This window comes from Fischerella sp. JS2, assembly GCF_032393985.1.
Taxonomy (GTDB): Bacteria; Cyanobacteriota; Cyanobacteriia; order Cyanobacteriales; family Nostocaceae; genus Fischerella.
This window is the reverse complement of record NZ_CP135918.1, coordinates 1777770-1803455: the sequence shown is the minus strand read 5'-3', so window position 1 is coordinate 1803455 and position 25686 is coordinate 1777770. Positions and strand designations below refer to the sequence as shown.

At 39.5% G+C, this 25686-nt stretch carries 18 protein-coding genes; all 18 read left to right on the top strand.

Features of this window, described 5'->3' with window-relative positions; genetic code table 11:
- Positions 1-101 precede the first annotated feature (101 nt).
- On the top strand, positions 102-533 hold the full coding sequence (gene gloA / locus RS893_RS07500) for a lactoylglutathione lyase (RefSeq protein WP_315790577.1): 432 nt from the start codon (positions 102-104) through the stop codon (positions 531-533).
- Between the two features lie 28 nt (positions 534-561).
- Positions 562-2280 (top strand): iron uptake porin, encoded by a 1719-nt coding sequence (locus RS893_RS07495; RefSeq protein ID WP_315790576.1) that lies wholly within the window; start codon positions 562-564, stop codon positions 2278-2280.
- 260 nt (positions 2281-2540) lie between these two features.
- The gene (clpB, locus tag RS893_RS07490) at positions 2541-5213 is read left to right on the top strand and encodes an ATP-dependent chaperone ClpB (protein ID WP_315790575.1); all 2673 of its coding nucleotides are present in this window, start codon (positions 2541-2543) and stop codon (positions 5211-5213) included.
- Between the two features lie 358 nt (positions 5214-5571).
- Positions 5572-6210 (top strand): methyltransferase domain-containing protein, encoded by a 639-nt coding sequence (locus tag RS893_RS07485; protein WP_315790574.1) that lies wholly within the window; start codon positions 5572-5574, stop codon positions 6208-6210.
- Positions 6211-6603: 393 nt separating this feature from the next.
- Complete coding sequence (gene htpG, locus RS893_RS07480; RefSeq protein ID WP_315790572.1) at positions 6604-8592, top strand: molecular chaperone HtpG; 1989 nt, start codon at positions 6604-6606, stop codon at positions 8590-8592.
- 141 nt (positions 8593-8733) lie between these two features.
- A complete protein-coding gene (gene rpmB / locus RS893_RS07475) occupies positions 8734-8970 on the top strand; it encodes a 50S ribosomal protein L28 (RefSeq protein ID WP_009459782.1) in 237 nt (78 codons plus the stop codon).
- A gap of 641 nt (positions 8971-9611) precedes the next feature.
- Entirely contained in the window at positions 9612-14684 is a 5073-nt protein-coding gene (hpsA, locus tag RS893_RS07470) for a hormogonium polysaccharide biosynthesis protein HpsA (RefSeq protein ID WP_315790571.1), read from the top strand.
- Positions 14685-14886: 202 nt separating this feature from the next.
- Positions 14887-15615, top strand: coding sequence for a hormogonium polysaccharide secretion pseudopilin HpsB (gene hpsB, locus RS893_RS07465; RefSeq protein ID WP_315790570.1), 729 nt, complete (start codon positions 14887-14889; stop codon positions 15613-15615).
- 44 nt (positions 15616-15659) lie between these two features.
- A complete protein-coding gene (hpsC, locus tag RS893_RS07460; protein WP_315790569.1) occupies positions 15660-16637 on the top strand; it encodes a hormogonium polysaccharide secretion pseudopilin HpsC in 978 nt (325 codons plus the stop codon).
- A 38-nt stretch (positions 16638-16675) separates the two neighbouring features.
- Positions 16676-17377, top strand: a complete 702-nt coding sequence (locus tag RS893_RS07455) for a type II secretion system protein (protein ID WP_315790568.1) — start codon at positions 16676-16678, stop codon at positions 17375-17377.
- Between the two features lie 117 nt (positions 17378-17494).
- Positions 17495-18466, top strand: coding sequence for a hormogonium polysaccharide biosynthesis glycosyltransferase HpsE (hpsE, locus tag RS893_RS07450; RefSeq protein ID WP_315790566.1), 972 nt, complete (start codon positions 17495-17497; stop codon positions 18464-18466).
- Entirely contained in the window at positions 18448-19389 is a 942-nt protein-coding gene (gene hpsE, locus RS893_RS07445) for a hormogonium polysaccharide biosynthesis glycosyltransferase HpsE (RefSeq protein ID WP_315790565.1), read from the top strand. The genes hpsE (RS893_RS07450) and hpsE (RS893_RS07445) overlap by 19 nt, the downstream gene beginning before the upstream one ends.
- Before the next feature lie 45 nt (positions 19390-19434).
- Entirely contained in the window at positions 19435-20379 is a 945-nt protein-coding gene (locus RS893_RS07440) for a glycosyltransferase (protein ID WP_315790564.1), read from the top strand.
- A gap of 85 nt (positions 20380-20464) precedes the next feature.
- Positions 20465-21001, top strand: coding sequence for a type II secretion system protein (locus tag RS893_RS07435; protein WP_315790563.1), 537 nt, complete (start codon positions 20465-20467; stop codon positions 20999-21001).
- A gap of 32 nt (positions 21002-21033) precedes the next feature.
- Entirely contained in the window at positions 21034-21669 is a 636-nt protein-coding gene (locus RS893_RS07430; RefSeq protein WP_315790562.1) for a TIGR04282 family arsenosugar biosynthesis glycosyltransferase, read from the top strand.
- A 439-nt stretch (positions 21670-22108) separates the two neighbouring features.
- Positions 22109-22948, top strand: coding sequence for a hormogonium polysaccharide biosynthesis protein HpsJ (gene hpsJ-B, locus RS893_RS07425; protein WP_315790560.1), 840 nt, complete (start codon positions 22109-22111; stop codon positions 22946-22948).
- A gap of 256 nt (positions 22949-23204) precedes the next feature.
- Positions 23205-24059 carry a glycosyltransferase family 2 protein gene (locus RS893_RS07420; RefSeq protein ID WP_315790559.1) on the top strand — a complete coding sequence of 285 codons (855 nt, stop codon included), beginning with the start codon at positions 23205-23207 and terminating at the stop codon, positions 24057-24059.
- Between the two features lie 776 nt (positions 24060-24835).
- The gene (locus RS893_RS07415; RefSeq protein ID WP_315790558.1) at positions 24836-25609 is read left to right on the top strand and encodes a DUF502 domain-containing protein; all 774 of its coding nucleotides are present in this window, start codon (positions 24836-24838) and stop codon (positions 25607-25609) included.
- Positions 25610-25686: the final 77 nt, after the last annotated feature.

Sequence of the window (25686 nt, the reverse complement as noted above, 5' to 3'; positions counted from 1 at the left end):
GTAGTACAGCACACCGATAAATGCCTCCTGTCTCCTGCCTTCTGCCTTCGTTTACAATATTTAGGGGCAATCACAACCAATTACCACAACCGGAGATAGTTATGCGACTCCTACACACAATGTTGCGTGTTGGCAATTTGGAAGAATCGCTGAAGTTCTACTGTGATCTTTTGGGAATGAAGTTGCTGCGGCAAAAAGATTATCCAGGGGGAGAGTTTACTCTGGCTTTTATTGGTTATGGTGAGGAAAGTGACCACACAGTTATTGAACTAACTTATAACTGGGGTGTGGATAAGTATGATTTGGGCAATGCTTACGGTCATATTGCCATCGGAGTTGATGATATTTATGCTACCTGTGAAGAAATTAAAAAACGTGGTGGGAAAGTAGTGCGAGAACCAGGGCCAATGAAACATGGTTCTACGGTAATTGCTTTTGTGGAAGACCCAGATGGGTATAAAGTAGAACTTATTCAACTGGGTACTCAAGGTTCTGCTCTTAAACAGGAAGAACAAAAACTTGTAACTCAGTAATTCTGAGGCACAATTGCAGGAGATAGAATTGAGCGTCAAGCAATGCCGACAACGGAGGATTCGTTCGCCCAAATTCTTAGCGGGGGGTTTAGTCGGTTGGGGCGTCCTTAGCCAGATGTGCTTATCCGCAAAGGCGGATTCTCTGCTACTTCAACCGTCGCCAGAAACTCAAAGCTCTGACTCTAGCTTACAAGCAGTCATTCCAGAGGACAATATCGCCACAAATAATGTGGAAGTCTTACCTCCAGAAACTGATGTTAGTGCTGGGCAAACAGAGTTTTCAAACATAGCAAACTCTGAGTCATTAGTAAAAAATGAAGTGTTTGGTAATCTTGACGTTGATTCTGATTTGCGAACACAGCAAACTTCAGTTTCAGAATTATCTGATGTTCAGCCAACAGACTGGGCTTACCAGGCATTAAAATCACTCATGGAAAAATATGGTGTCATTTCTGGTTACACAGATGGCACCTTTCATGGTAATCGTCCCATGAGCCGTTATGAGTTTGCTGTTGCTCTTGCAGCTACTTTATCTAAGGTTGAAGATATTATTGCTGATAGAATGAGCGATCGCTTTATCCAAGAAGACGTAATTGTCTTACGGCGATTGCAAAAAGAATTTCGTTCGGCTTTAGATGATTTAGAGCAAAGAGTTGATAATTTAGAAGCACGCAACAGCGAATTACAAGCACACCAATTTTCTACAACTACGAAACTACATGGTGAAGCAATTATTGCTTTGACTGATGGTACTGATGCTAGCAAAACTGTGGTTTCCCGTTCCCGTTTAACCCTCTCCACTAGCTTCAATCAACAAGATGTACTTGTGACTCAATTAGAAGCTGGTAACAATGGTGGAGATGCAATTGGTTTGGCACAGCAAGACGAGAATAATTTGCTGGGAAGTACTGGTTTAATTGCCAATGGCGGTGGACTTGATTATGTGGAAGTAGACTCTGATCTCAAGTTGAGACGCTTACACTATACTTTTCGTCCTTCCGAAGATGTGGCGGTGACAGTGGGTGCAAAAATGTCACCACGAGATTTTATTGACCATAATAAATATGCCAACAACGAGGCGGTTGATTTTAGTTCTAGCTTTTTTCTCAATAATCCTTTGATTGTTCAAAATCAAATTGACCGCAATGGCGGTGCAGGTGCTGCTGTGCAGTGGAACCCTGGCAATGGTCAATTCACGATGCGATCGCTCTACATTGCTGCCGATGCTGACCAACCAAATTTTACCAGCACAGAAGGGGGTTTATTTGGCGATCGCTATCAAGCTAGTGTGGAAGTTGAATACTCACCTAGTAACAAGCTAGCTTTGAGGCTGCAATACACAAATGCCCTGATTAATAACACAGACATTAACGCCTTTGGTGTCAATGCCGAGTATAGCCTCAATAGGAATGCAGGCATTTTTGGACGCTTTGGATTTGGTAATTACAATGGATATAATACCGCCATCGACGAGGATTTAGATTTACATCCGGTGACATGGGCTGTAGGTGTGGGATTTCGTAACCTTTTGCTTCCCGGTACTGTTGCGGGTGTAGCGATCGGTCAGCCTTTTATCAGTGAAGATTTAGGAAATGCCACTCAGACAAACTTTGAAGCATTCTATAATCTCCAACTCAGTGACAATCTGAGTATCACCCCCACATTTTCATTAGTCACAAACGCCGATAACGATAGTTCTAACAACACTATTTGGCAAACCACCCTCAGAAGTGTATTTTCGTTTTAAATTGAGAAATGAAGATAGTTAGTAGTTGACCACTAACTACTAACCACTATCAATTTGCAACCATAGATACAAGCGGCTGTAAGCAATTCATGCTGGGATAATAGTCTAAGACAAATACGTCCGTAGTTTAAAATCCGTCTTAAAAAGCTTTGAGGTTCCCTCCGGGACGCTGCGCGAACGCCGGAAGTCCTAGCACCCTTACGGGAAGCTACTTCGTGTCTACAAACTTTTCGCAAAATCTAAAATCCAAAATTGTAAAAATGCAGCCTACAGATCCAGATAAATTTACAGATAAAGCTTGGGAAGGGATTGTCAAATCTCAGGATATAGTACGTGCTTATCAACAACAGCAATTAGATGTAGAACATTTAATTATTGCTCTATTACAACAAGAAAATGGGTTAGCAGCACGAATTTTTAACCGTGCTGGTGTAGATGCTAACCGTTTGCTACAGCAACTAGAAGATTTTATCCGTCGTCAGCCGAAAGTTGGTAGAAGTGATCAGCTTTACTTAGGGCGTTCTTTAGATAATCTATTGGACTTAGCCGAAGAAGCAAGAGTACGGATGAAGGATTCTTACATATCCGTAGAACATATGCTGCTGGCTTTTGTCGAAGATGAACGTGTCGGACGACGGATAGTCAAAGGTTTTAATTTAGATAGTGCGAAGTTAGAAGCTACGATTAAAGCAGTTCGTGGTAGCCAAAAAGTCACAGACCAAAATCCCGAATCTCGCTATGAAGCTTTACAAAAATTCGGTAGAGACTTGACAGAACAGGCAAAGTCTGGCAAGCTCGACCCGGTAATTGGGCGGGATGACGAAATTCGGCGGGTAATTCAGGTATTGTCTCGGCGTAGCAAAAATAACCCTGTTTTGATTGGTGAACCAGGAGTTGGCAAAACTGCGATCGCTGAAGCTTTAGCACAACGCATTATCAATGGTGATGTCCCCGAATCTTTGAAAAATCGCCAACTTATTGCCCTAGATATAGGTAGTTTAATTGCTGGCGCTAAATACCGAGGTGAATTTGAAGACCGCCTGAAATCAGTTCTCCGGGAAGTTACGGAATCAAACGGTCAAATTGTCTTATTTATCGATGAGCTACACACCGTTGTTGGTGCGGGTTCCGGGCAACAAGGCTCAATGGACGCAGGCAATTTACTCAAACCAATGTTGGCACGAGGAGAACTGCGGTGTATTGGTGCTACCACCTTGGATGAGTACCGTAAATATATTGAAAAAGACGCAGCCTTAGAACGGCGTTTTCAACAGGTATTTGTAGATCAGCCCAGCGTGGAAAATACAATTTCTATCCTGCGAGGACTGAAAGAACGTTATGAAGTCCATCACAACGTTAAAATATCAGACTCAGCGTTAGTAGCAGCTGCTACCCTCTCAGCCAGATACATTAATGACCGCTTTTTACCAGATAAAGCAATTGATTTGGTAGATGAAGCCGCCGCCCAATTGAAAATGGAGATTACCTCCAAACCGGCTGAGTTGGAAGCGATTGATCGTCGCCTGATGCAGCTAGAGATGGAAAAACTGTCCTTGGCGGGAGAAGAAAAGGCTGTACCCCAAACGAAAGAGCGTTTAGCGCGAATTGAGCTAGAAATTAGCAATTTAACCGCCAAACAGCAGGATTTGAATGGACAATGGCAAGGTGAAAAGCAGCTATTAGAAGCCATTAGTGCTTTAAAGCAAGAAGAAGAAAAGCTGCGAGTACAAATAGAACAAGCAGAACGGGCTTACGATTTAAATAAAGCTGCTCAGTTGAAGTATGGCAAGTTGGAAGGAGTGCAACGCGATCGCGAAGCAAAAGAAACCGAACTCCTGAAAATTCAAAGTCAAGGTAAAACCTTATTGCGGGAACAAGTCACTGAAGCCGATATTGCTGAAATCGTCGCCAAATGGACAGGAATTCCCGTTAATAGTTTGTTGGAGTCGGAACGGCAGAAATTACTCAAACTCGAAAGCCATCTACACGAACGAGTAATTGGACAACAGGAAGCTGTCTGTGCTGTTGCCGCTGCCATTCGTCGCGCCCGTGCTGGAATGAAAGATCCAGGCCGTCCCATCGGTTCATTTTTATTCATGGGACCGACGGGAGTTGGCAAAACGGAACTCGCCCGTGCTTTAGCCCAGTTTTTATTTGATTCTGATGACGCCTTAGTGCGTTTGGATATGTCTGAGTATATGGAGAAACATTCAGTTTCTCGGTTAGTGGGTGCGCCTCCAGGATACGTCGGCTACGAAGAAGGCGGTCAACTATCAGAAGCAATTCGCCGCCGTCCTTATTCGGTGGTGCTGTTAGATGAAGTTGAGAAAGCCCATCCAGATGTGTTTAATATTCTGCTACAAGTACTTGATGACGGTAGAATTACGGATAGTCAGGGGCGAACCGTTGATTTTCGCAATACTGTCATTGTCATGACTAGTAATATTGGTAGCGAACACATCTTGGATGTTTCCAGCGATGACTCCCAGTATGAAAAAATGCGGAATCGGGTAATGGATGCTTTGCGATCGCACTTCCGTCCGGAATTTCTCAATCGGGTTGACGATTTAATTATCTTCCATGCCCTCAATCGTAGTGAGATGCGGCAAATCGTGCGGATTCAACTCAAACGGGTGGAATATTTACTTAGAGAGCAAAAAATCTCTTTGGAAATATCTCCTGCTGCCTGTGATTACTTAGTGGAGGTGGGGTACGATCCAGTTTATGGCGCTCGTCCAATTAAACGGGCAATTCAAAGAGAAGTAGAGAATGCGATCGCGACCAAAATCTTGGAGAATACCTTTATTGCAGGGGACACGATTGTCATTGATAAGGCAGATCACGAATTAACCTTTAGTAAAAAAAAGGTAGTGCAAATACCCATGCCAGATAGTACAACTTCCTACATACTGGAAGCATCGCGGGAAGCATAGATCTTGGAGAGATGCAGCCCTTTAGTGGTGAATCCAAAAAACAATTTTTCTTAGTGTCTTGGTGGTGAATCAAATTTCTTTTTGAAACACAAAGACACTAAGACAAAAAGGGATTTTCATCAGCCAATGGTATTAGCGTTGTGAAACCGCTAGAGGTGCAGAGTATACAGAGGTAAGATGTTTCAATCCTAAGATTTAAATTTTTATTGCTACTAGTATTTTAGAGAAAATACGCAAGAAGTGAACCAATAGTGAGTTATGTAGTGGTCATTAAATGTTACTTTGACAGGTTTTTAGGGAAAAATGTGATTGTATACACAAGTACTTTTTCATACAAAAAACAAGGTAACAGTATTTTATGCAACTCATTACTTCCTTGGATATTAGAAACTCCGAGTATTTTTCTAAAGATAGGTTTATTAGTTACCATCATCAGATGCGTCTCGTTGCTTCTCTGGGTAGTCAAGTAAGCAACATTCTGGAAATTGGAATTTTTAATTCCTTTCTCAAAGACCTCCTGAAGTTAAATGGCTACAAAGTTACTACTGCTGATGTTGACCCTAACCTCAAGCCAGACATTATTTTGGATCTAACAGCAGACTTTTCGTTGCCCAAAGATAAATTTGATGTCGTGGTACTGTTTCAAGTGCTAGAACATCTGCCTTATGAACAGTCCGAACAAGCTTTAAAGAAACTTGCAGAAGCAACAAAAAGATTTCTGGTAATTTCGATTCCCTACAATACTCAGTATTTAACACTCCAACTGAGATTTTCTTTCTTGCCTAGACCAAGACATTTATTACTCAAAATTCCTAGATTCTGGAGTCAAAAGCCAATGTGTGACCAACACTACTGGGAAATAGGATTAAAAGGATATCCAAAAGCGCGCATTTTCAACTCAATAGCCAAAATAGGGTTAAATGTTAAGCAAGAATTTCTTGACCCTACCAATCCATACCATTACTTTTTGGTACTAGAAAAAACTCCAAATACCTAGTATTTTCTATTAAGAGATTAACAAGTTCGTAATCAGAAATTTAAGTAAGTCAGTGGAAATAAGTATAACACGAGTTACGAAAAGTATACATACACCAAACCCTTACCAAGGATGAATGACAAAGGACAAATGACGGCCCTAACTAGTTAACTTTATTTGTGCCGACTTACTTGGTGTTTAATTAAATGAAGACAATAGCATGTAGGGAAATCCGAATCACTATTTGACGGCAAACAATGCTAAATAAAAGAATTAAAACCTAAGCGCAGCTATTAAGATCCTAAATGGTTATTGTGCCTTATTGCTTTCTTTGGGCTTTTCCTTGATGGCAAAGGGCTGGGGTATGTTTACCACATTCAATATTTAAACATTTGCACCTTAAGATCACTAATCATGCTAGAACAAGGAACCATCAGTATTCATACTGAAAATATATTCCCGATTATCAAGAAGTCTCTTTACTCAGATCACCAAATCTTCTTACGGGAATTAATATCTAACGCCGTCGATGCCATCCAGAAGTTGAACATGGTATCCCGTGCCGGAGAATACTCTGGCGATATCGGTGAACCAGAAATTCAAATTGCTATAGACAAAAACAATAAAACCCTCTCTATCACCGATAACGGTATCGGGATGACAGCAGATGAGGTGAAAAAGTATATTAACCAGGTTGCTTTCTCTAGCGCCGAAGAATTTATTCAGAAGTATAAAAGCACATCTGACCAGTCAATTATTGGTCACTTTGGTCTAGGCTTTTACTCTTCCTTTATGGTGGCGCAAAAAGTCGAGATTGATACCCTATCTTACAAAGAAGGAGCGCAGGCTGTTCACTGGAGTTGCAATGGTTCGCCAGAGTTCACTCTAGAAGAATCACCTCGTACGACTCGTGGTACAACAATTACTCTTCATTTGATGGAGGAAGAACTAGAATACTTAGAAGCAGCACGAATTAAAAATCTTGTCAAGACTTACTGCGATTTCATGCCAGTGCCAATTAAACTGGATGGCGAGGTGTTAAATCGACAAAAAGCACCGTGGCGTGAATCTCCCAGTAATTTAAGTAAGGAAGACTATATAGAATTTTATCGCTACCTCTATCCTTTCCAAGAAGACCCCTTACTATGGGTGCATTTGAATACAGATTATCCTTTTATCATCAATGGGATTCTGTATTTTCCGAAGCTAAGACCGGATGTTGATGTCACCAAAGGGCAAATAAAGTTATTCTGCAATCAAGTTTTTGTCAGTGATCACTGCGAAGAAATTATTCCCCAATTTCTTTTACCGATGCGGGGTGTAATTGATAGCAGTGATATTCCTCTAAACGTATCACGCAGTGCTTTACAGACCGATCGCACTGTCAAGAAAATCGGTGATTACATTGCCAAAAAAGTAGGCGATCGCCTCAAAGAACTCTACCGTGACAACCGCGATCAATATATTAGTGCTTGGAAAGACCTCGGTACTTTTGTTAAGTTCGGGGTGATGAACGATGAAAAGTTCAAAAAGCAAGTCGAAGACATTCTAATTTTCCGCAGTACTGCTGAGCTATCAAACCAAACCGCTTCCGAAACCCCAGCTGTACAAGTACAATCTGAAGGGGAAGACGCTTGGCAAGATGTCACTCCCCCTTCCTCACCAGCAGAGGGAACTGAAGGGGGATCATACACAACCCTCAAAGAATATTTAGAACGCAACAAAGAACGCCACCAAAACCGCGTTTTCTATTGTACCGATGAAGCAGCACAAGCCACCTACGTTGAACTTCACAAAAAACAAGGGTTAGAAGTCCTGTTTATGGACTCCTTCATAGACACCCACTTTATCAATTTCCTCGAACGCGAATTCCAAGATGTCAAATTTACGCGTGTAGACTCTGATTTAGATCAGACTCTCCTAGATAAAGATCAAGCTACAGAGATAGTTGATCCCAAAACAAATAAAACCCGTGGCGAGGTGATTAAAGAGTTATTTGAGAAAGCCCTCAACAAACCTAAATTAAACATCCGTACCGAAGCCTTAAAATCAGATAATCCCCAAAGCACACCTCCCGCAATGGTGTTGTTACCAGAGATTTTGCGTCGCCTCCGGGAAATGAATGCACTCATGCAGCAGCAAATGGTAGAGTTTCCTGAAGAGCATATTTTGCTGGTAAATACTAGCCACCCCCTGATTCAGAACTTAGCGACCCTTAATCAAGGTAGTATTATTCAGGGTGGAGGTGAATCACCTACAGGTCAGTTAGTCAACATGATTTGCCAACATATTTATGATTTGGCACTCATGTCTCAAAAAGGGTTTGATGCTGAAGGAATGAAAGGCTTTGTTGAACGTTCTAATGAAGTTTTAACAAAGTTGACAGAACAAGCAACAAAGTAATCCCCATATTTAAAGATGGGGAAAGGTGAAAGGGGAAAGGTGAAAGGGAAAAATACTCACAAATACCTTTACCTCATCTCCACTACCCGCAAGCAGCTATACAATAGAAGATTGTGTTCAAAATAAATTGGAGATTCTCCTATGTCTCGTCGCTGTGATTTAACTGGCAAAAAGGCCAATAACGCCTTTGCAATTTCCCACTCCCACCGCCGCACTAAGCGTATTCAGAATGCCAACTTGCAAAGTAAGCGCGTTTGGTGGCCCGAAGGTAATCGTTGGGTGAGACTCAAATTGTCTACCAAAGCTATCAAAACCTTAGAAAAAAAAGGTTTAGCAGCTATGGCTAAAGAAGCAGGGATTAATCTCAATCATTACTAACAGTGAGTTTTATTTCCTAGTCTGTGGCTGGGAATTTCATAAGTGAGGCATAACCTCACTTTATCTATCTCTATACTCAAAAACAAGCTAATAGTGTTTCACAAAAATCCCAGCCCCTCTCCTTAGTAAGGAGAGGGGTGCCAAAGGCGGGGTGAGGTTGTTTATTATAAGTAATTAATCGAACTCAATATAACAACAAAAAACCAGTATATTTTCTTATAATCTCTCTGTTTTAGAGAGAGTTTTAAGCATTTAATATTATTTTTTCTTGGCTGATAAGTTTTTCAGAAAAAGTGGGTAGTATAAGCTTACTTTACTTACAACATCTTTTATGAACTGATTTAAATATGCAAAATATTCCTGCAAATCAAATGTAAAGTTGTGGCTTTATTATTTTTTGTAGGCTATAAATTATTGATTTAAACAGTCACTTGTTATGTGTAGAAAAACTGCATATATTTTCATTGACATTAATTTAATACATTTTTATTGCTACTAATCGAATCATCATCAGCCTAAGATTTTCAGAAGTAGCTGCATAAAAAAACTTGCTTTTGCTAACACCATTTATAGCAAGGCATAATTTGCAATTTTATGAACTTTTCAAAATCAAAAATATAATTCTTGACAGGGAGTGAGCCATGTCTCCAAATCGCGATTTAGTCAAGGCAATAAAAATTTTCTACCAAAAAATTTCTCAAGGTTCTTCTTCTCTAATTAAAGAGCAAATTTTATGGCTACTACGAGCTTCTTTAATTAGCAGGAGACAATCAGACTGGTTAAATGCTGGCTTTGTTTTACCAACTGTGGCAATGGTATCACTAGTAGTTGTTTTATTAACAACTGCGATTTTATTTCGGTCTTTTGAACGCTCGAAAAATGCTAGTAATGTTCGTGTAAATGAGGCTGTTCTTAACGCCGCAACACCAGCAATTGATCGTGCGAGAGCGAAATTAGATGCTTTATTTGAAGATCCAACATTACCACGAGGAACTCCATCCGATAGCGCTTTATATGATGTTCTGAAAAAAGATAAGTATAGGTTAGGCGATGAAACTCGATTGAAGCTAGCTTATAACTTTAACAGTACTACTGGAATTCAAACTAGTGATACTATCGAAGATGATGAAACGCTAAAAACTGCTTGGAAATTTGCCGTTGATACAGACAATAACGGCAAAAAAGATAGCTATGTTTTATATGGAATCTATTTCCGCTCACCTGGGAGAAACTCTAGTGGACAATTCACACGTGAAAGAAGCCCTTTAGATGCCAGAACTCCACCGATGGATGATGCTTCGACTAACCAGCAGTGCAGCACCGCAGCTGGTTTTTCAAGCTTAGTTGGTAACTCTAGTTGGTATAAACTCCAATCAGGGAATTTAGGCAAAAGCTTTTTTATTTATACAGTAAATGTGCCAATTACTCAGTCAGAATTTAATAGTCTAACTGATCAAACTGGATATGAACCATATAAGGGTAACAAAGGATTTGTCGCATTAGAATTTCAACAAGATCGCAGTCGTATTCCCCTTCCTTACAATGCTGTTTGGTATGAAAATGATTTAGAAATAGTAACTGGTGCCACAGATGTTAAATTAAATGGAAGAATCCATACAAATGGCAACTTGCTAGTAGGAGTAAACGTCACTACAGGTAGTGCAGGTAGTATAAAGTTTCGACAAGTTAGTAGTAAATCATCCTGTTTCTATAACCAAGAAAATGGTTTAATTTCGGTTGGAGGTAATGTTGGTAATGGAAGTCTTTCTCAAGTTGGTAATCAAGATAGTAACGTAAGCGTTGACCTTTACAGAGGTTTTGGGCAAGCTATCCCGAATAATAGTACCTACAGACCTTATATTAATAGCACCAACAAATCTACAGATAGTAGTGGTGGTTCACAAATTGGATTTAACGATGCAGCATACGAGCAACGCATTGCTCAGATGAAAAGTGATGGTATAGCTTTATGTGCCGATTGTCAAAGTGCAACTACTATCACTGTCTTCAAAAGTGCCGTCGAAGACAGTTCCTATCCAGAAGAAGTTAAAAACAATGTCGATGATCAGGTAACTAGCAGTGATGATATAGCTACTGCTAAAGAAGTGCTAGCAAAAGAAATAGAAATTTATCTACGCAACCGGACACGACGAGTTCCTTTTGCGGAAGTACCAGGTATAGGTGCTACTGCTGTTGGAGCATTAGATGGATATACAACCATTAATAGCTTAGATCCTCCAGTAGCTTGGAGAGAACCACTAGATTCCGATAACAAATTAAGAGGTACAAGTATTAACCTCAACACATCTCAGCTAGAAGCGACAAATCCTGATGAGCAAAAGCAAACAGGTGTACAAGAAAAATTAGGCGATCGCGTATTAGTTGGTAATAACCTACCTGCTAAATGGCTACAGGGAACTGAATATGTTGGTTCAGAAGTAAACCAGCTAATTTCCAGCAGTAGTGGCTCTGTTAACTGGACTCTACCAACAAGTGGTTCAAATGCTAATAAGCAAAGATGGCGTAACACTCAAGTAGAAGCGATTGCAGACTTGGGTATCTCAGACCGCAATGGTTTTTGGGAAGAAAAAGCCGCAGAGAATCCCGTCAACCCTCTAGACGCGGTGGGTGGAGTCAGGATTGTTACTGGTGCAGGTATATATGTGGATGGGTCTGGGACTTCCGATACAACTAATGGCCCATTTTACGGTCGTCAAGATTATTCATTTCTGCCAGATCCACCAGATCCTACTTCTGCTGATAATACTGATATTCCTGTCTGGTCAGACACTATGCCCATGACTAGTGCTAACTCAACAGAAACTCGCAAAGGCGACTTACTGATGCGAGCAACAGCAGTTTATCACTACAAAATAGATTCTGGCACTGATCAAGAGCCAGTTGCTTGTGTAAGCAGCTACTATGATCCTACAAATACAACTACAGCCCAAAATCAAAACGCTCTACCTTGGAATGCTAATGCTAACGGTAAATCTAATAACGGTATAGTTTACGATTTTCCTGGTAGAAGCACATTTACTACTTATAAAGCTCGTCTGCAACGACAAGCAAAGTTGAAATTTCCTAGTGGACGTTGGGTTAATGAACCTTTAAAAAATGCTTTGGATAAAATTGGTACTGCAACCACAGTACCTAGTACGGGTCTACAGCTAGAAGATTACTCAGCAATTGATACAGCTCTTTGTTCCATTTCAATTTTGGCTGGTGCTACTCCTTCTACTTCTCTTACCAACAAACCTCCTCATGGCGCAATTAAAGAAGCATCTTTCCTAGATGGTAGAGAAGCCAAGCAAATTAGTACCTCAAGCTCAACAAGTGTTGCAGACTTATCTACTAGCTACGACCTGGACTTAGAACAGCGTCAACCTTTAGAAATTCGGGTGACAGATATAGATTTAGGTATGTTAGCTGATACAACAATTACTCAGAGTGGTAGCACAGCTGAGTATTTCTTGCCTTATAGTGGCATTATTTATGCCTCTAGAGAAGATGCACTTGTTGATCAAAGTAATTCAGCTTCAAAATCGCTCAGTAGCACTGATTTTAAGCTCGATCCTACTCGACGTCCCAACGGTGTCCGCCTCATCAATGGCGTAACTCTGGCAAGGAAACCAAGCACTAATAACAATGCTTACAATGCCAAAGAAAAAGGTCTGATTTTAGTAAGCAATGTACCAACATATATCAAAGATAAATTTAACTTACATCGCAGTGCTGTCGTAGATGATGCAACCACTGTAGGAGTAGATGAAAGTACCACAGAAATTGAGGAATTTACAGAAACAGAGTTGGGAGGTACAGACTTCTACAACCGCAGTACTCCTAATACTAAATTTGCCTGTCGGATCGGTAGAACTGGTTGTTCTAGTACTACAGGTAACGGTGACTACTGGCGACCTGCTACAATCATTGCCGATTCTATGACCTTATTGTCTGGTGGTTTTAAAGACGGTTTCCGTAGTGATAGTGATTATGATCTAAATAACAACATAGGCACTTTAGTTACCTCCCAAAAAGCTGACTCAACATATAACGATACCTATTTTGCTACCTTAGATCCAGTTTCGAGAAATATTGTCAGAAATCGTCTCAAAAATGGCTTTTGGGAAAATAGCTTTGCTACGAGTGCAGATTGGTGGACACCCGCTACTGGTACAATTTTTCCGAAAACAACTATGGGGTCTTACGTAAAAAATGGTATCACACCCATTCAACGACGGGTGAATGCTAACCCCATGTATGTTATGGAAATCTGCCGTAAGGATTTGGTGTCAGAATGTCAACCTGGTGATTGGTATATTGGGTTTGATATTGATGGCGATGGTGCTTTAAGTAATACACCACAAAATTACACTATACCAGGAACTACTTCGGGTACCACAACAACAGTAACGCTTACTGAGAGTCAAATCAAGAGTTATCAGTTAGGGCAAGCAATAATTGCTTCCTACAATCTTAGTAGTCCTTCTAGTAGTCCTGATACTAACAGTAACAACATACTAACTAATAGTGAATTAGGCTGGACTACTGCATTCACTACTTCTAGTAATAGTAAGAATATTAGACAACGCCTTGGTGCTGGTGACACAGGTAGTTTGGCACTAGTTGAAACAGATCGACGTTATCCCCGTCGGGTTGCCTTTGCACGGAACGATAGTAATCAATTAGTGACTGTATCTGCTACTGCTACTACTTATAAACCAATGGGAGTTGGTTGTCCTGTATACATTTCTACGTATATCAGCGCTAGTGATACTAACTACAGAAATAATGGATGTACTTATGCTAGTAGTCCAGTTGAATATACTAACTACGGCATGAAAGGAGATAATTCCCTCTGGTTTAGAGGAACATCTAATACTAGCAACCCACCAAACCCAACCTTAAGTCCAAATTACGAAACCGACCGTCAGTTGTTCTATTATCCTCCCATAGATGGGGATGACGCTGATACAAATCCTGATTTAGATGGTCAACCACGTCTAGTACCAGTATTACAAATTCATGATGCTAACAGTACCCCTACTGATGGTGCAGGTAACGCCAGAGGTGATACGACATCCCAAGACAACTTTCGATTGCAATGGCTACAAGTAGCTGATGCCAGTACTACATTTAATGCAACCTTTGTAGTTGGCAACAGTCCTAGTAGACCAGAAGAAATTTCCGCAGGTTTGCAGAACTTAGTACGGTTTTTGGAAAGCTGGTACTTCCAAACCAGTAATCCTAAACTGAGGACAGTCAGAATCAGTGGTAGCTTTATTCAGTTGCAACGGAGTACCTACGCTACAGCACCACTTGCACCAGTTTTAGAAACAACAGGCTCCGCCAATACAACTACTAATAATTACAGCTTGTTTAAATACGCATACAAAACCTATCCAACACCAAACCTAAATGGTTTGTCTCCTTTTTATAATCCACCAGATAGAAACTGGGGTTTTGATGTTGGGCTTTTGTCAGAACAACCAGACTTGTTTGCCCAAAGATTTACTATGCCGCCTACTGGTCGTCCAAATGAGTTCTTTAGGGAAGTAGGTCGGGATGATGCTTGGGTGCAAACTTTACTTTGTGCTGGTCAAGCTAGCAACCAAACAGGAATTCCAGAATCAGGAACAACAGTAACTTACAGTCGCGCAGTTCCTACGGAGTACCGACCCTCTAGCTGTCCTTCTATTCCAAATGATTCATAATGACTGATGCGGAAGTAACATCAAGCCCTCCTTCATCAGTTAGGAGGAGTTCTTAAGCCTTTCCCCGTAGCGGGGAGAGGTTTGGAGAGGGGTCAAATCTCATCCAATAGAATTTTGAAGACCTCTCCCTCCCGACCTCCCTCTCATAAAAGGCGAGGGAGGAGAAACGTAAAAAGTCTACTTCTTTTGATTTAAATTAGCCATGATACGAGGGAAACAAGCTACTAAAAAAAGCCTATGCTCTTTACTAAGAGCAGGTAGTAAAATTACGCAATTCAGTCAAAGGGGATTCACTATAGTTGAATCTTTAGTGGCGTTAATTGTAGTTAGTATTTTGCTAGCAGCCATTGCCCCAGTTATTACCTTATCTGTTGCAACTCGTCTGCAATCTCGACGGGTAGAATTAGCAAGTCAAGCTGCTAGGGCGTATATAGATGGGGTCAGAACGAAGAAAATAGATGCCCCAAACTCCACAGGAAGCGATGACTTAAGTACATACGCTGCTCCTACAGCCACAGGAACCTTAACTTGTTCTAATAACTCTTACTGTACTGCTCCAACTGGCACATCTGTGTACTGTGTCAATTTTGATAGTACTGATGGTTGTCAAAGTACTAGCCCTACAGATATGGTCGTGCAAGGTTTCCGCTACAATCCAACTTCTGGTAGTACAGCTGACAATGGATATGCTCTAGGAATAAGGGTTTACAGAGCAGATGCTTTTAAACTCAGCACTACTTTACTTAAGAACACTTCGACAACAAAGACCACACAAAATACTTTTACCGGAGGCGCTGGTCAACGCACTTCACCATTGGTGGAAATGACTACAGAAATTAGCGATACAGTGCCTAAATACAGTGACTTATGCGATCGCATCAAAGGTCCAGATCCAGATACTAACCCAAAAGATGAGGGTTGCCAAAATTGAACCTTGATTTTTAAGTATTTATCATTAAACAAAGAAAACATAATATGAAACATTTACTAATTTTTATCCTGAGCAGGCTATTAAAAAGCTCTGCAATAAATAAAAAAATTGGCGGCTTCACCCTCATAGAATTGCTAGTAGCTATGGTACTAGCAGTACTAGTAATCACGCCTTTAATGGCGTTTATGATTAACACTTTAGATAGCGATCGTAAGGAACAAGCTAAAGCAACAACCGAGCAAGAAATCCAAGCAGCACTGGATTATATTTCTCGTGATATGCAACAAGCTATCTATATTTATGATGCTGATGGTGTTACTAGAAATAACAGTACTACAATTAGTTCTTCGGGTATTAAAGATCAAATTCCACCAACAAAAAATGCTCCTAACTGTACTAGTACAACCACTTGCACACCTGTGCTTGTGTTTTGGAAACGAGAGTTTTTAGCCGATAGTGTGGGAGTTACTTCTACCACAGACACTAACAGAGATGATGGATTTGCTTATTCATTAGTTGCGTACTATTTAATCACCAACCCTAGTTCTACTTCTCCTTGGTCTCCTTCAGCCCGTATTGCCAGATTTCAAATCCGGGGTAAAGTGGGTGCAGAAAATGCTAACTCAACAGGAACAGCTTCTGATACTGGGTATAATGCACCACCACTAGGTGCAAATGGTGCAACGCTTAAAGAAAAAATGAACCAATGGAAAACTTCATTAGTTGCATCAAATGCATCACCACCAGGAGCAACTAGTTACACTCAACGTGTGGAAACTTTAGTTGATTACATTAGTACTACGGGACCCACACCCACTTGCTCCAGTGGACAAGGTATTGGAACTAGTGGCTTTTATGCTTGTGTTGATGCCAATGAGGTATTAGCGCAGGTATATGTACGGGGTAACGCTTATGTCCGCCTCAAAAATAATAACAATACCTCGTATAATGATGCTGCTTCTGCTTATTTTCCCAGTATCAATAAAAGGTTAGAAGGGCGTGGATATATATATACTAAATAACCTCTAAAAGTTCCCTATTTTCTTAACAAAAGGTTAATATGCTTTGCACCAATTTATTTATTTTAAAAGCAATTTATAAAAATCAAACAATAGAAAAACTAAATCACCAATCATTAAACTACGCAAAAAATAATACTGGCTATACTCTTATAGAAGTATTAGTTGCAGTGTTAATAGTGGGAATTTTGTCAGCTATTGCTGCTCCTAGCTGGCTTGCTTTTGTGAATATACAGCGAGTAAATAAAGCCAATGATGCTATTTTAGCAGCACTCCAGGAAGCCCAGCGAGAAGCAAAAAAAAATAAACGTAACTATAGTGTTAGTTTTACAACTGATAGTACTACTCAAGTCGCAAAAATAGCTGTTTATCCTACCAGTGCAACAGGAGCACCTAATAATTACTGGCGTGTTTTAGGCGAAGATTTAGGATTAAAACAAAAAGAAGTAGTACTAGGTACAAATATCACTAATCAAAATACAGCTGGAACCTCCGTAACTTATGCATCTGCATTCAATGCTTCTACTCCACAAACAATTACTTTTGACTACATGGGTACTCTACCAAGTGCCAGCTTTGGCACAATACCATCAGGTGCAACAGAACCCCCTGGTTTCAGGATTGTAGTAGCTGTACCCCAGCCAGGAAGCTCAACACAACCCAGCAATACGAAACGATGTGTGATTGTGCAAACTCTTATCGGAGGAATGCGAACCAACAAAGATACTAATTGCAATATTTAATGTTATCAAATTAAAGACTAAAATTCCATAATTATACGGAACCAAAAACTGCTTCCTGATCAGACACTTGAAACAACAGATGCAGTTTTTTGTTTTGATGATTAATTAATTCACGTGATGACTGATTGCGTTGACTTTACTGTAGCTATTCCCACATTCAATGGTGAGAGTCGATTACCCCAATTACTAGAACAACTGCAAAAGCAAATCGACACCGAGCATTTTTATTGGGAAATTATTGTTGTAGATAATAACAGCACTGATAATACAGCAGCAGTTGTTAAAAACTATCAAACTTTTTGGAAATGTCCTTATCCATTAAAATACTGCTTTGAGTCAAAACAGGGAGCAGCATATGCTAGACAAAAAGCTGTTGAGGAAGCTAAAGGTACATTTGTCGGTTTTCTAGATGATGACAATTACCCAGCATTAAATTGGGTTGCAGCAGCTTACAAATTTGGACAAGCGCATCCAAATGCTGGGGCTTATGGTAGCCAAGTCCACAGCGATTTTGAAGTTGAAACACCAGAAAATTTTCATAAAATAGCTTGTTTTCTTGCTATCACAGAACGTGGTTCTCAACCTCATTTATATGAGCCACGAATGAAAATTTTACCTCCATCAGCAGGATTAGTAGTTCGTAGAAAAGTGTGGTGTGAAAATGTTCCAAAACAACCTTTTTTGAGTGGTCGTACCACAAAATCAATGCTGACAAGTGAGGATATGGAAATGGGGATACATATTCAAAATTCTGGCTGGGAAATCTGGTATAATCCCGATATGCATATTGATCATAAAATTCCAAAACATCGTTTAGAAAAAGAGTATTTAGTTTCTTTAGTAAGAGGAATTGGATTAGCTAGACATCATATTAGAATGCTACGTTTAAAGCCTTGGCAAAGGCCTTTTATTTTACCTTTTGGCATATTGAACGATTTGCATAAGGCGAGCTTGTATTTTTTGAAAAATTATCGAATTCTCAAATCTGATTTAGTTGCTGCTTGTGAAATGGAATTTTTACTAAGTAGTTTTATCAGTCCTTTTTATCTTTGGAAAAAATCATTAACATCATGGTTGAATTTACCTTAGCGATTCCTACATATAATAGAGCAAAATACTTACCAATAATTTTAGAAAGATTGCGATCGCAAGTAGATTTAGAAAATCTTTCCTGGGAAATTATTATTATCGATAATAATAGTACCGATGATACAGCTGATGTGATTCACAGTTATCAAGCTAAATGGGATCTTAACTGTTCTCTCAACTACTTTCTAGAACCAGAACAAGGAGTTACGTTTGCACGATTGCGAGCAGTGCGAGAAGCTAAAGGTCAATTAATCGCATTTTTAGATGATGACAATTTGCCTGCACCTAATTGGGTTAAAGAAGCTGTTAACTTTGCTCAAGAACATCCTCAAGCTGGTGCATTTGGTGGACAAATTCATGGTGCTTTTGAAGTCAAACCACCAGAAAATATTGAGCGAATACAAGGTTTATTGGCGATTAGAGAACGTGGAGATAAAGCAAATTTGTATGACCCAATTAACTTAAGTCTTCCTCCTGGTGCAGCACTCGTATTCCGCAAACAAGCATGGGATGAAAGTATTCCCAATAAACTAATTTTTAAGGGAAGATTAGGTAAGTTAAAAGTGGCAGGTGATGATTTTGAATTACTGCTACATCTGCACAAAGCTGGTTGGGAAATTTGGTATAACCCTAATATGCACACTTATCATCAAATTCCACATTGGCGATTAGAAAAAGATTACCTGATTACTCTAGCTCGTGGTTGTGGATTATCTATTTATCAGTTACGCTTGATAAATGCCAGTAATTGGCAAGAACCAATTATTTTTATTAAGATTTTTTTGAATAATTTCCGGCGTGTATTAAAACATATCATTAAATACAGGAATAAATTAAATAATGACATAGTTGCACGTGCTGAAATGGAATTTTATTTAAGTAGTATGCTCAGTCCTTTTTATTCGTTGATATTAGCTATGTAAAAATAAAAAATTAATTATATTGATTTATTTAGCTCATTAATTAAAATGCCATTATTTTCTATAGTTATACCAACTTATAACAGTGAAAAAACAATTAGGCAAACGATAGAATCTGTTTTAAAACAAACTTTTTCTGATTTTGAATTAATTATTATTAACGATGGTTCTACTGACTCAACATTAGAAGTTATTTCAGAATTTCAAGACTCTAGAATAAAAATATTTTCTTTTGAGAATGCTGGTGGAAACGTTAGCCGTAATCGTGGGCTTGAGCGAGCAACTGGAGAATTTGTAAGTTTTTTAGATGCAGATGATCTTTGGACATTTGATAAGCTGGAAAGTCAGTTGAATGCTTTGAAAGCAAATCCTCAAGCCGCAGTGGCTTATAGTTGGACAGATTATATAGATGAACAAGGTAAATTTTTACTTTCAGGTACACATATTACTGCTAATGGAAATGTTTATGAACAGCTACTAATAAGTAATTTTTTGGAGAATGGCTCTAATCCGTTAATTCGTAGGAAAGCATTATTAGAATTAGGAGGATTTGATGAACATTTAACTGCTGCTCAGGATTGGGATATGTGGCTCAGATTAGCCCAAAACTTTAATTTTATAGCTGTGCCACGTGTACAAATCTTATACAGAATTAGTGCTAATTCATTATCTACAAACCTTGCAAGACAAGAAAAAGCTAGTTTACAAGTACTTGATAAAGCTTGCAGTACAAATACACAAGACCTAAATCATCTAAGAAGGAAGAGTTTAACAAACCTTTATAAATATCTTACGTGTAAAGCCCTGCAACAACCTTTCAATAGAAAAAAAGGGTTAGTAGCAGCTAGATTTTTATGGAAATATATCTTTAATGACTCTTCAAGATTCAATCATACTCATTTAATATTAAAACTTTTACTTAAAATAGCTTTAATTATTATTTTTCCTAGTTTATCCACAGCATTGTTAAATCAGACCAAGACAAAACTATAGAAGCAAAAAATGTGTATTCCGGACAGTCTAAAAAATACCAGAAAATAAAAATATATAATTTTAGTGTTTTTCTCTGTCTAATTTAATGCACAATAGTTTTTTTAAAAATCATTCAAGTAGTGGCTTCACACTATTGGAAAATTTAATTATTGTTATTGCAATTGGTATATTGGGTGCGATCGCATTACCCAGCTATCTAGGTTTTGTAGATATTCAACGCTTAAATGCGGCTCAAGCAGAAGTTTACAACGCTATGCGCCAAGCCCAACGGGAAGCGAAAAGAGAAAAATTAACTTGGCAAGTTAGCTTTCAAGAGCAAAATAGCATTGTTAAGTGGGCAATTCACCGTGCTAGTGTCAACGCGGCGAATGCAACATGGAATAATCTTAATGGCAATATTCGCTTAGATAATGAGACCACACTACAACAAGCAAATGGTGTTCGGCAAATTCAATTTGATTATGAAGGAAATGTCAATAAGCCGCCACTAGGACGAATAACATTATCTAGTAAATATGGCGGTAAAGCAAAGCGTTGCGTTATTGTTTCGACAATTTTAGGAGCTATACGAATAGCAAAAGAACATGTTCAAGTAGACGAAAACGGCAAATATTGCTATTAAGATATTCTTGGTTGAATTCAAATATATATTGCGTGCTGAAATCACCAAATATTGCCAAGCAGCACTTAATAATTTTTACTCGTTATCCAGAACCAGGTTTGACAAAAACCCGGCTGATACCTGCTTTGGGAACTGAAGGTGCTGCAAATCTTCAGCGCCAGATGACTGAGTATACCTTATCTAAGGTTCGAGAATTGCAAAAAGCGATCGCCATCTCTGTGGAAGTACGCTTTAGTGGTGGCAATTTGGAATTAATGCAAAATTGGTTAGGGACTAATTTGATTTACCAGCCTCAAGGAGAGGGAGACTTAGGTAAACGGATGGGGCGATCGCTTTTAAATGCTTTTAATGAAGGTGCGCGACAAGTAGTTATAATCGGCACTGATTGCCCTGGAGTCAATTCCCAAATTCTTACTCAAGCTTTTTTAGAACTCCAGCAGTGTGAGATAGTACTGGGACCAGCAGTCGATGGTGGTTATTATTTAATCGGTTTACAGTGTCCTTTTTTAGAATTATTCGTTGATATAAATTGGGGAACTTCCCAAGTCTTGCAACAAACTGTGGCTATTTGTCATCAACTTAATTTATCAGTGGCTTTTTTACCAAGTTTAGCTGATGTTGACCGTCCAGAGGATCTGTCTATTTGGGAACAAATTTTTGTTGGTTAGTAGTTAATGGGTAGAGACGCGATGTTCCTCGCGTCTGTACATTAGTAGTTATTAGTTAGTGGTTAATTATTTACTACTCCTCATACTCCCCACACTCCACTTTGCCTTAAGCCGAAGAAGGCACGTCTACACACTCCCCACTGCCCCTAATCCCTACCCTTTGGGGGAGTGGGGGCCCCGAGTTCCCCATCTCCCTATCCCCCTTCCCCAATTTCCTAGTTATTACTTAAGTTTTAAGTATTATTTATTACTATAGTTTACCTGAGGACACGCTAAATCGTAGGTGTTACCTTGGTGTATTGACAAAGACATGAAAAAATAGCTACTAACCTAAAAAATACTCCAGATTTTCAATAGTCGCTCAGCTATAGGGGAACAATAATTAGGTAACTTGACATAAAATAGTCACTCATTCTTACTTATCAATCCGAGATGAATTATGAATAATCATTTTGCTGCTGTCACTGCTGCTCGTACACTTAAGGTGGTTGGAATAATTTTAATTTTGTCTTTTTTGCTGGATTTTGTAATTCTGTTGTTTCCCTTCCAACCCACAAATCGTATATGGCAAATTGATTTAGCAACAGCGTTGGTTGACCGAGGGATTGTACCCTTAGTGGGATTAGCTATGCTATTTGCTGGATATTGGGCTGATATTACTGAAGATGGTCGCCCGTCTGGTATAGACTTGAGATTCCCTGCATTGGTACTATCTAGTATCTTAGGCTTAGTTTTCTTACTAATTTTTCCCTTGCACCTCAATAATGTCCGTCAAGCTAGCGTGCAACAGGTAGACCAAATCAACAAACAAGCAGATCAGGCAGAAAATCAACTGCAAAATCAATTATCACAGGTGCAAGCTCAGTTAAGCAATGACCAAATCAAAACTGAGTTAGAAAAGCAGAAAGTCCAAGTTAAAGCTCAATTAACCGAAATACTCAAAGATGAGCAGAAGTACAAACAGGCACTTGAGAACCCCAATGTTCCGCCACCCGTGAAAGAGGTACTTAAAAAAGCTAAACAAAATCCTCAAGAACTTGATAAGTTTATCGCTCAGCAAAGCGATCCACAACAAGTTGCAAATCAACGCCTTAACCAAATTCGTCAGAGTAAGGAAGAAGCTGAAAAACAAGCTAAAGAAAGAGCTTGGAAATCTGGAATGCGAATTGGTATGAGTAGCTTATTGCTGTCTATCGGATACATTATTATCGGCTGGACAGGTTTAAGAGGTATGGGTGCTGCCCAAGGTGGTTCAGTACGTAAAGCTACAGTACGCTAGTGACTTAGAGAGTGGGGAGATGGGGAGATGGGGTGGTGGGGAGATGGGGAGATGGGGAGAAAACAATTCAAAATTCACGCATTTAGAAGAGAGTGTAGGGAGTGTGTAGATGCGCAAGCGACTTCCCGCAGGGTGGAGTGTGAGGAGTGTGTAGACGCGCTCATAGGCTTCCCGTAGGGTGGAGTGGGGGGAGTGTGAGGAGAATAACATAATGATAAATGACAAATGACCAATGACTATTGACTAACAGTTTCAAATGTTCTCAATCTATATATTGACTTATAACGAAGAACTAGATATTGCGGCTTGTATTGAGTCAGCAATGCTATCAGATGACATTATTGTTGTAGATTCATGCAGTAGCGATCGCACTGTGGAAATTGCCAGTAGTTATCCTGTTCGTGTTGTTCAACATGCCTTTGAAAGCCACGGGCGTCAACGTACTTGGATGCTAGAAAATATACAACCTAAACATGAATGGGTGTATATTCTAGAAGCTGATGAACGCATGACACCACAACTATTCGCTGAATGCAACCAAGCACTGCAAAATCCAAGTTACATTGGTTACTATGTTGCTGAACGCGTGATGTTTATGAATACCTGGATTCGCCGCAGTACTCAGTATCCTCGTTACCAACTGCGGCTTTTCCATTACGGTAAGGTTTGGTTTACAGATTATGGTCATACAGAAAGAGAAGTTTGTGACGGGGCAATAAGCTTTCTACAGGAAACCTATCCCCACTACACTTGTAGCAAAGGCTTGAGTCGTTGGATTGAAAAGCACAATCGTTACTCCACTGATGAAGCTAAAGAAACCCTGTATCAACTAGAAAATGGAAAAATTTACTGGCGGGATTTATTCTTTGGTCAGTCAGAAGTTGAACGCCGTCGCGCCCTCAAAGATTTGTCTTTGCGTCTACCCGCTCGACCCTTACTACGTTTTATATATATGTATTTTCTCTTAGGTGGGTGTTTGGATGGACGTGCTGGATTGGCATGGTGTTCTTTGCAAACTTTCTATGAGTATCTTATCTTACTCAAAATTTGGGAAATGAAGCATATGCCCATAGCACAATACGGTTCAGATAAAACCAAAACCCTAATCTGAATCATATTGGTGCATAACTTCAAACTCTTATGAGAGTTTACTGTCGCTGATTCTCGAATCTATCATACTATTGATTGCCATGCGCGAGATTCCTGATAATGAGATGGGAAAGACTATAGCCCGGCAGATCGTACTGCCGCAAGATGCTGAACCCAGCCTTCCGGAATGCTCGTTGTCCTGCTTGATGTAATGTAGTTGTTGTAATCGGCAAATACTCAAGAAACTTGGCTAAATCATCTAGACGAGCAATCCCTTTTGCTTTGTTTCTTCGTAATATAAATTAATATTCTGGAAACAAATTTTTTAGAATCATCCACAATGATATTGTCAGACTAGCTTGCTCAAGAGGTTGATTATAAGGCTATCTAATAAATACTTATAGAATAATAAGCAGCTTGAGATTGCACGCGGTAGTATTAGAAATACCCCAAAAACTTGCAACAATCGTTTACAAGTTTTAAAAATTAAATTAATGCTCTCTTGAGGTTATCTAACTTTTATCACGGTTGGTACAAGTCTACATGCTTTGTATTGCTGTGAGGAACTACAAACTCAATCAACCAATGAAAATTGGGTTCAGAGGTGAGGAGACAGTAAAGCAATATTTGAGCTTCTGGCTTCTGTTGCTGAATATTTTCATCAAGCTAGAAAAATAGTTGTTCTTTAGCTACAAGCATGTTTTTAGTGGCAAAAGCTTAACAATTTGCTGTGAAATACAGCAAATGACGACTTTTCAATGTCGAGGTCTGTCTTAGCTATTTATTTAAACTGCTGTTATGAATATTGATAACAGAAATTCCCCAAGCTTAAAAAAGGAGAATCAGGGTTTGGTAATTGATCGCTGGAAGCAGGACTTAAAAAATGACCTGATTGCTGGTTTGTTGGTAGTGATTCCTCTAGCAACTACCATTTGGCTGACGATTACCATTGCTAGTTGGGTCATCAACTTTCTTACCCGCATTCCCAAGCAATTAAATCCCTTTCATGGAATGCACCCCATCTTAGTAAATCTACTAGATTTATTAGTGGGGCTAATGGTGCCACTACTAAGTATTCTCCTAATTGGCTTGATGGCTAGGAACATTGTCGGGCGATGGTTACTAGATTTTGGTGAGCGATTTTTACAGGCAATTCCCCTGGCTGGGCAGGTATACAAAACCCTAAAGCAACTTTTGGAGACAATACTCAAAGATACAAATGGTAAATTTCGCCGTGTAATATTGGTAGAGTATCCTCGTCAAGGAATTTGGGCGATCGCTTTCGTGACTGGTGTTGTCAGCAACGATATCCAGGTGAATATGTCTCGTCCTATGCTCAGTATTTTTATTCCCACAACACCCAATCCCACAACTGGTTGGTATGCGGTAGTTCCTGAAGATGAGGTAGTCAACTTATCAATGTCGATAGAAGACGCCTTTAAAATTATTGTTTCTGGCGGTATTGTCGCCCCTAATACTCCCCTACCTCCTGTCATTATCACCAAAGACCGTAAAGTAGAAGTATCACCTTTAGAAGCAAAACGGCAGATTTTTCCTATCGAAGATACTTAAAATTGATCAATGTAAATTAACAAGTAAACACTACTGATATACTGTTAACTCCGTCGATATTTACCTGAGCCATACTC

Excerpts from the sequence above, each read along its gene's own strand:
- htpG (WP_315790572.1), top strand. The coding sequence starts at position 6,604 with ATGCTAGAACAAGGAACCATCAGTATTCATACTGAAAATATATTCCCG.
- RS893_RS07485 (WP_315790574.1), top strand. The coding sequence starts at position 5,572 with ATGCAACTCATTACTTCCTTGGATATTAGAAACTCCGAGTATTTTTCT.
- hpsE (WP_315790566.1), top strand. The coding sequence starts at position 17,495 with ATGACTGATTGCGTTGACTTTACTGTAGCTATTCCCACATTCAATGGT.
- RS893_RS07435 (WP_315790563.1), top strand. The coding sequence starts at position 20,465 with ATGCACAATAGTTTTTTTAAAAATCATTCAAGTAGTGGCTTCACACTA.
- clpB (WP_315790575.1), top strand. The coding sequence starts at position 2,541 with ATGCAGCCTACAGATCCAGATAAATTTACAGATAAAGCTTGGGAAGGG.
- RS893_RS07415 (WP_315790558.1), top strand. The coding sequence starts at position 24,836 with ATGAATATTGATAACAGAAATTCCCCAAGCTTAAAAAAGGAGAATCAG.
- RS893_RS07420 (WP_315790559.1), top strand. The coding sequence starts at position 23,205 with ATGTTCTCAATCTATATATTGACTTATAACGAAGAACTAGATATTGCG.
- gloA (WP_315790577.1), top strand. The coding sequence starts at position 102 with ATGCGACTCCTACACACAATGTTGCGTGTTGGCAATTTGGAAGAATCG.
- hpsB (WP_315790570.1), top strand. The coding sequence starts at position 14,887 with ATGATACGAGGGAAACAAGCTACTAAAAAAAGCCTATGCTCTTTACTA.
- hpsE (WP_315790565.1), top strand. The coding sequence starts at position 18,448 with ATGGTTGAATTTACCTTAGCGATTCCTACATATAATAGAGCAAAATAC.
- rpmB (WP_009459782.1), top strand. The coding sequence starts at position 8,734 with ATGTCTCGTCGCTGTGATTTAACTGGCAAAAAGGCCAATAACGCCTTT.
- hpsC (WP_315790569.1), top strand. The coding sequence starts at position 15,660 with ATGAAACATTTACTAATTTTTATCCTGAGCAGGCTATTAAAAAGCTCT.
- RS893_RS07440 (WP_315790564.1), top strand. The coding sequence starts at position 19,435 with ATGCCATTATTTTCTATAGTTATACCAACTTATAACAGTGAAAAAACA.
- hpsA (WP_315790571.1), top strand. The coding sequence starts at position 9,612 with ATGTCTCCAAATCGCGATTTAGTCAAGGCAATAAAAATTTTCTACCAA.
- hpsJ-B (WP_315790560.1), top strand. The coding sequence starts at position 22,109 with ATGAATAATCATTTTGCTGCTGTCACTGCTGCTCGTACACTTAAGGTG.
- RS893_RS07455 (WP_315790568.1), top strand. The coding sequence starts at position 16,676 with ATGCTTTGCACCAATTTATTTATTTTAAAAGCAATTTATAAAAATCAA.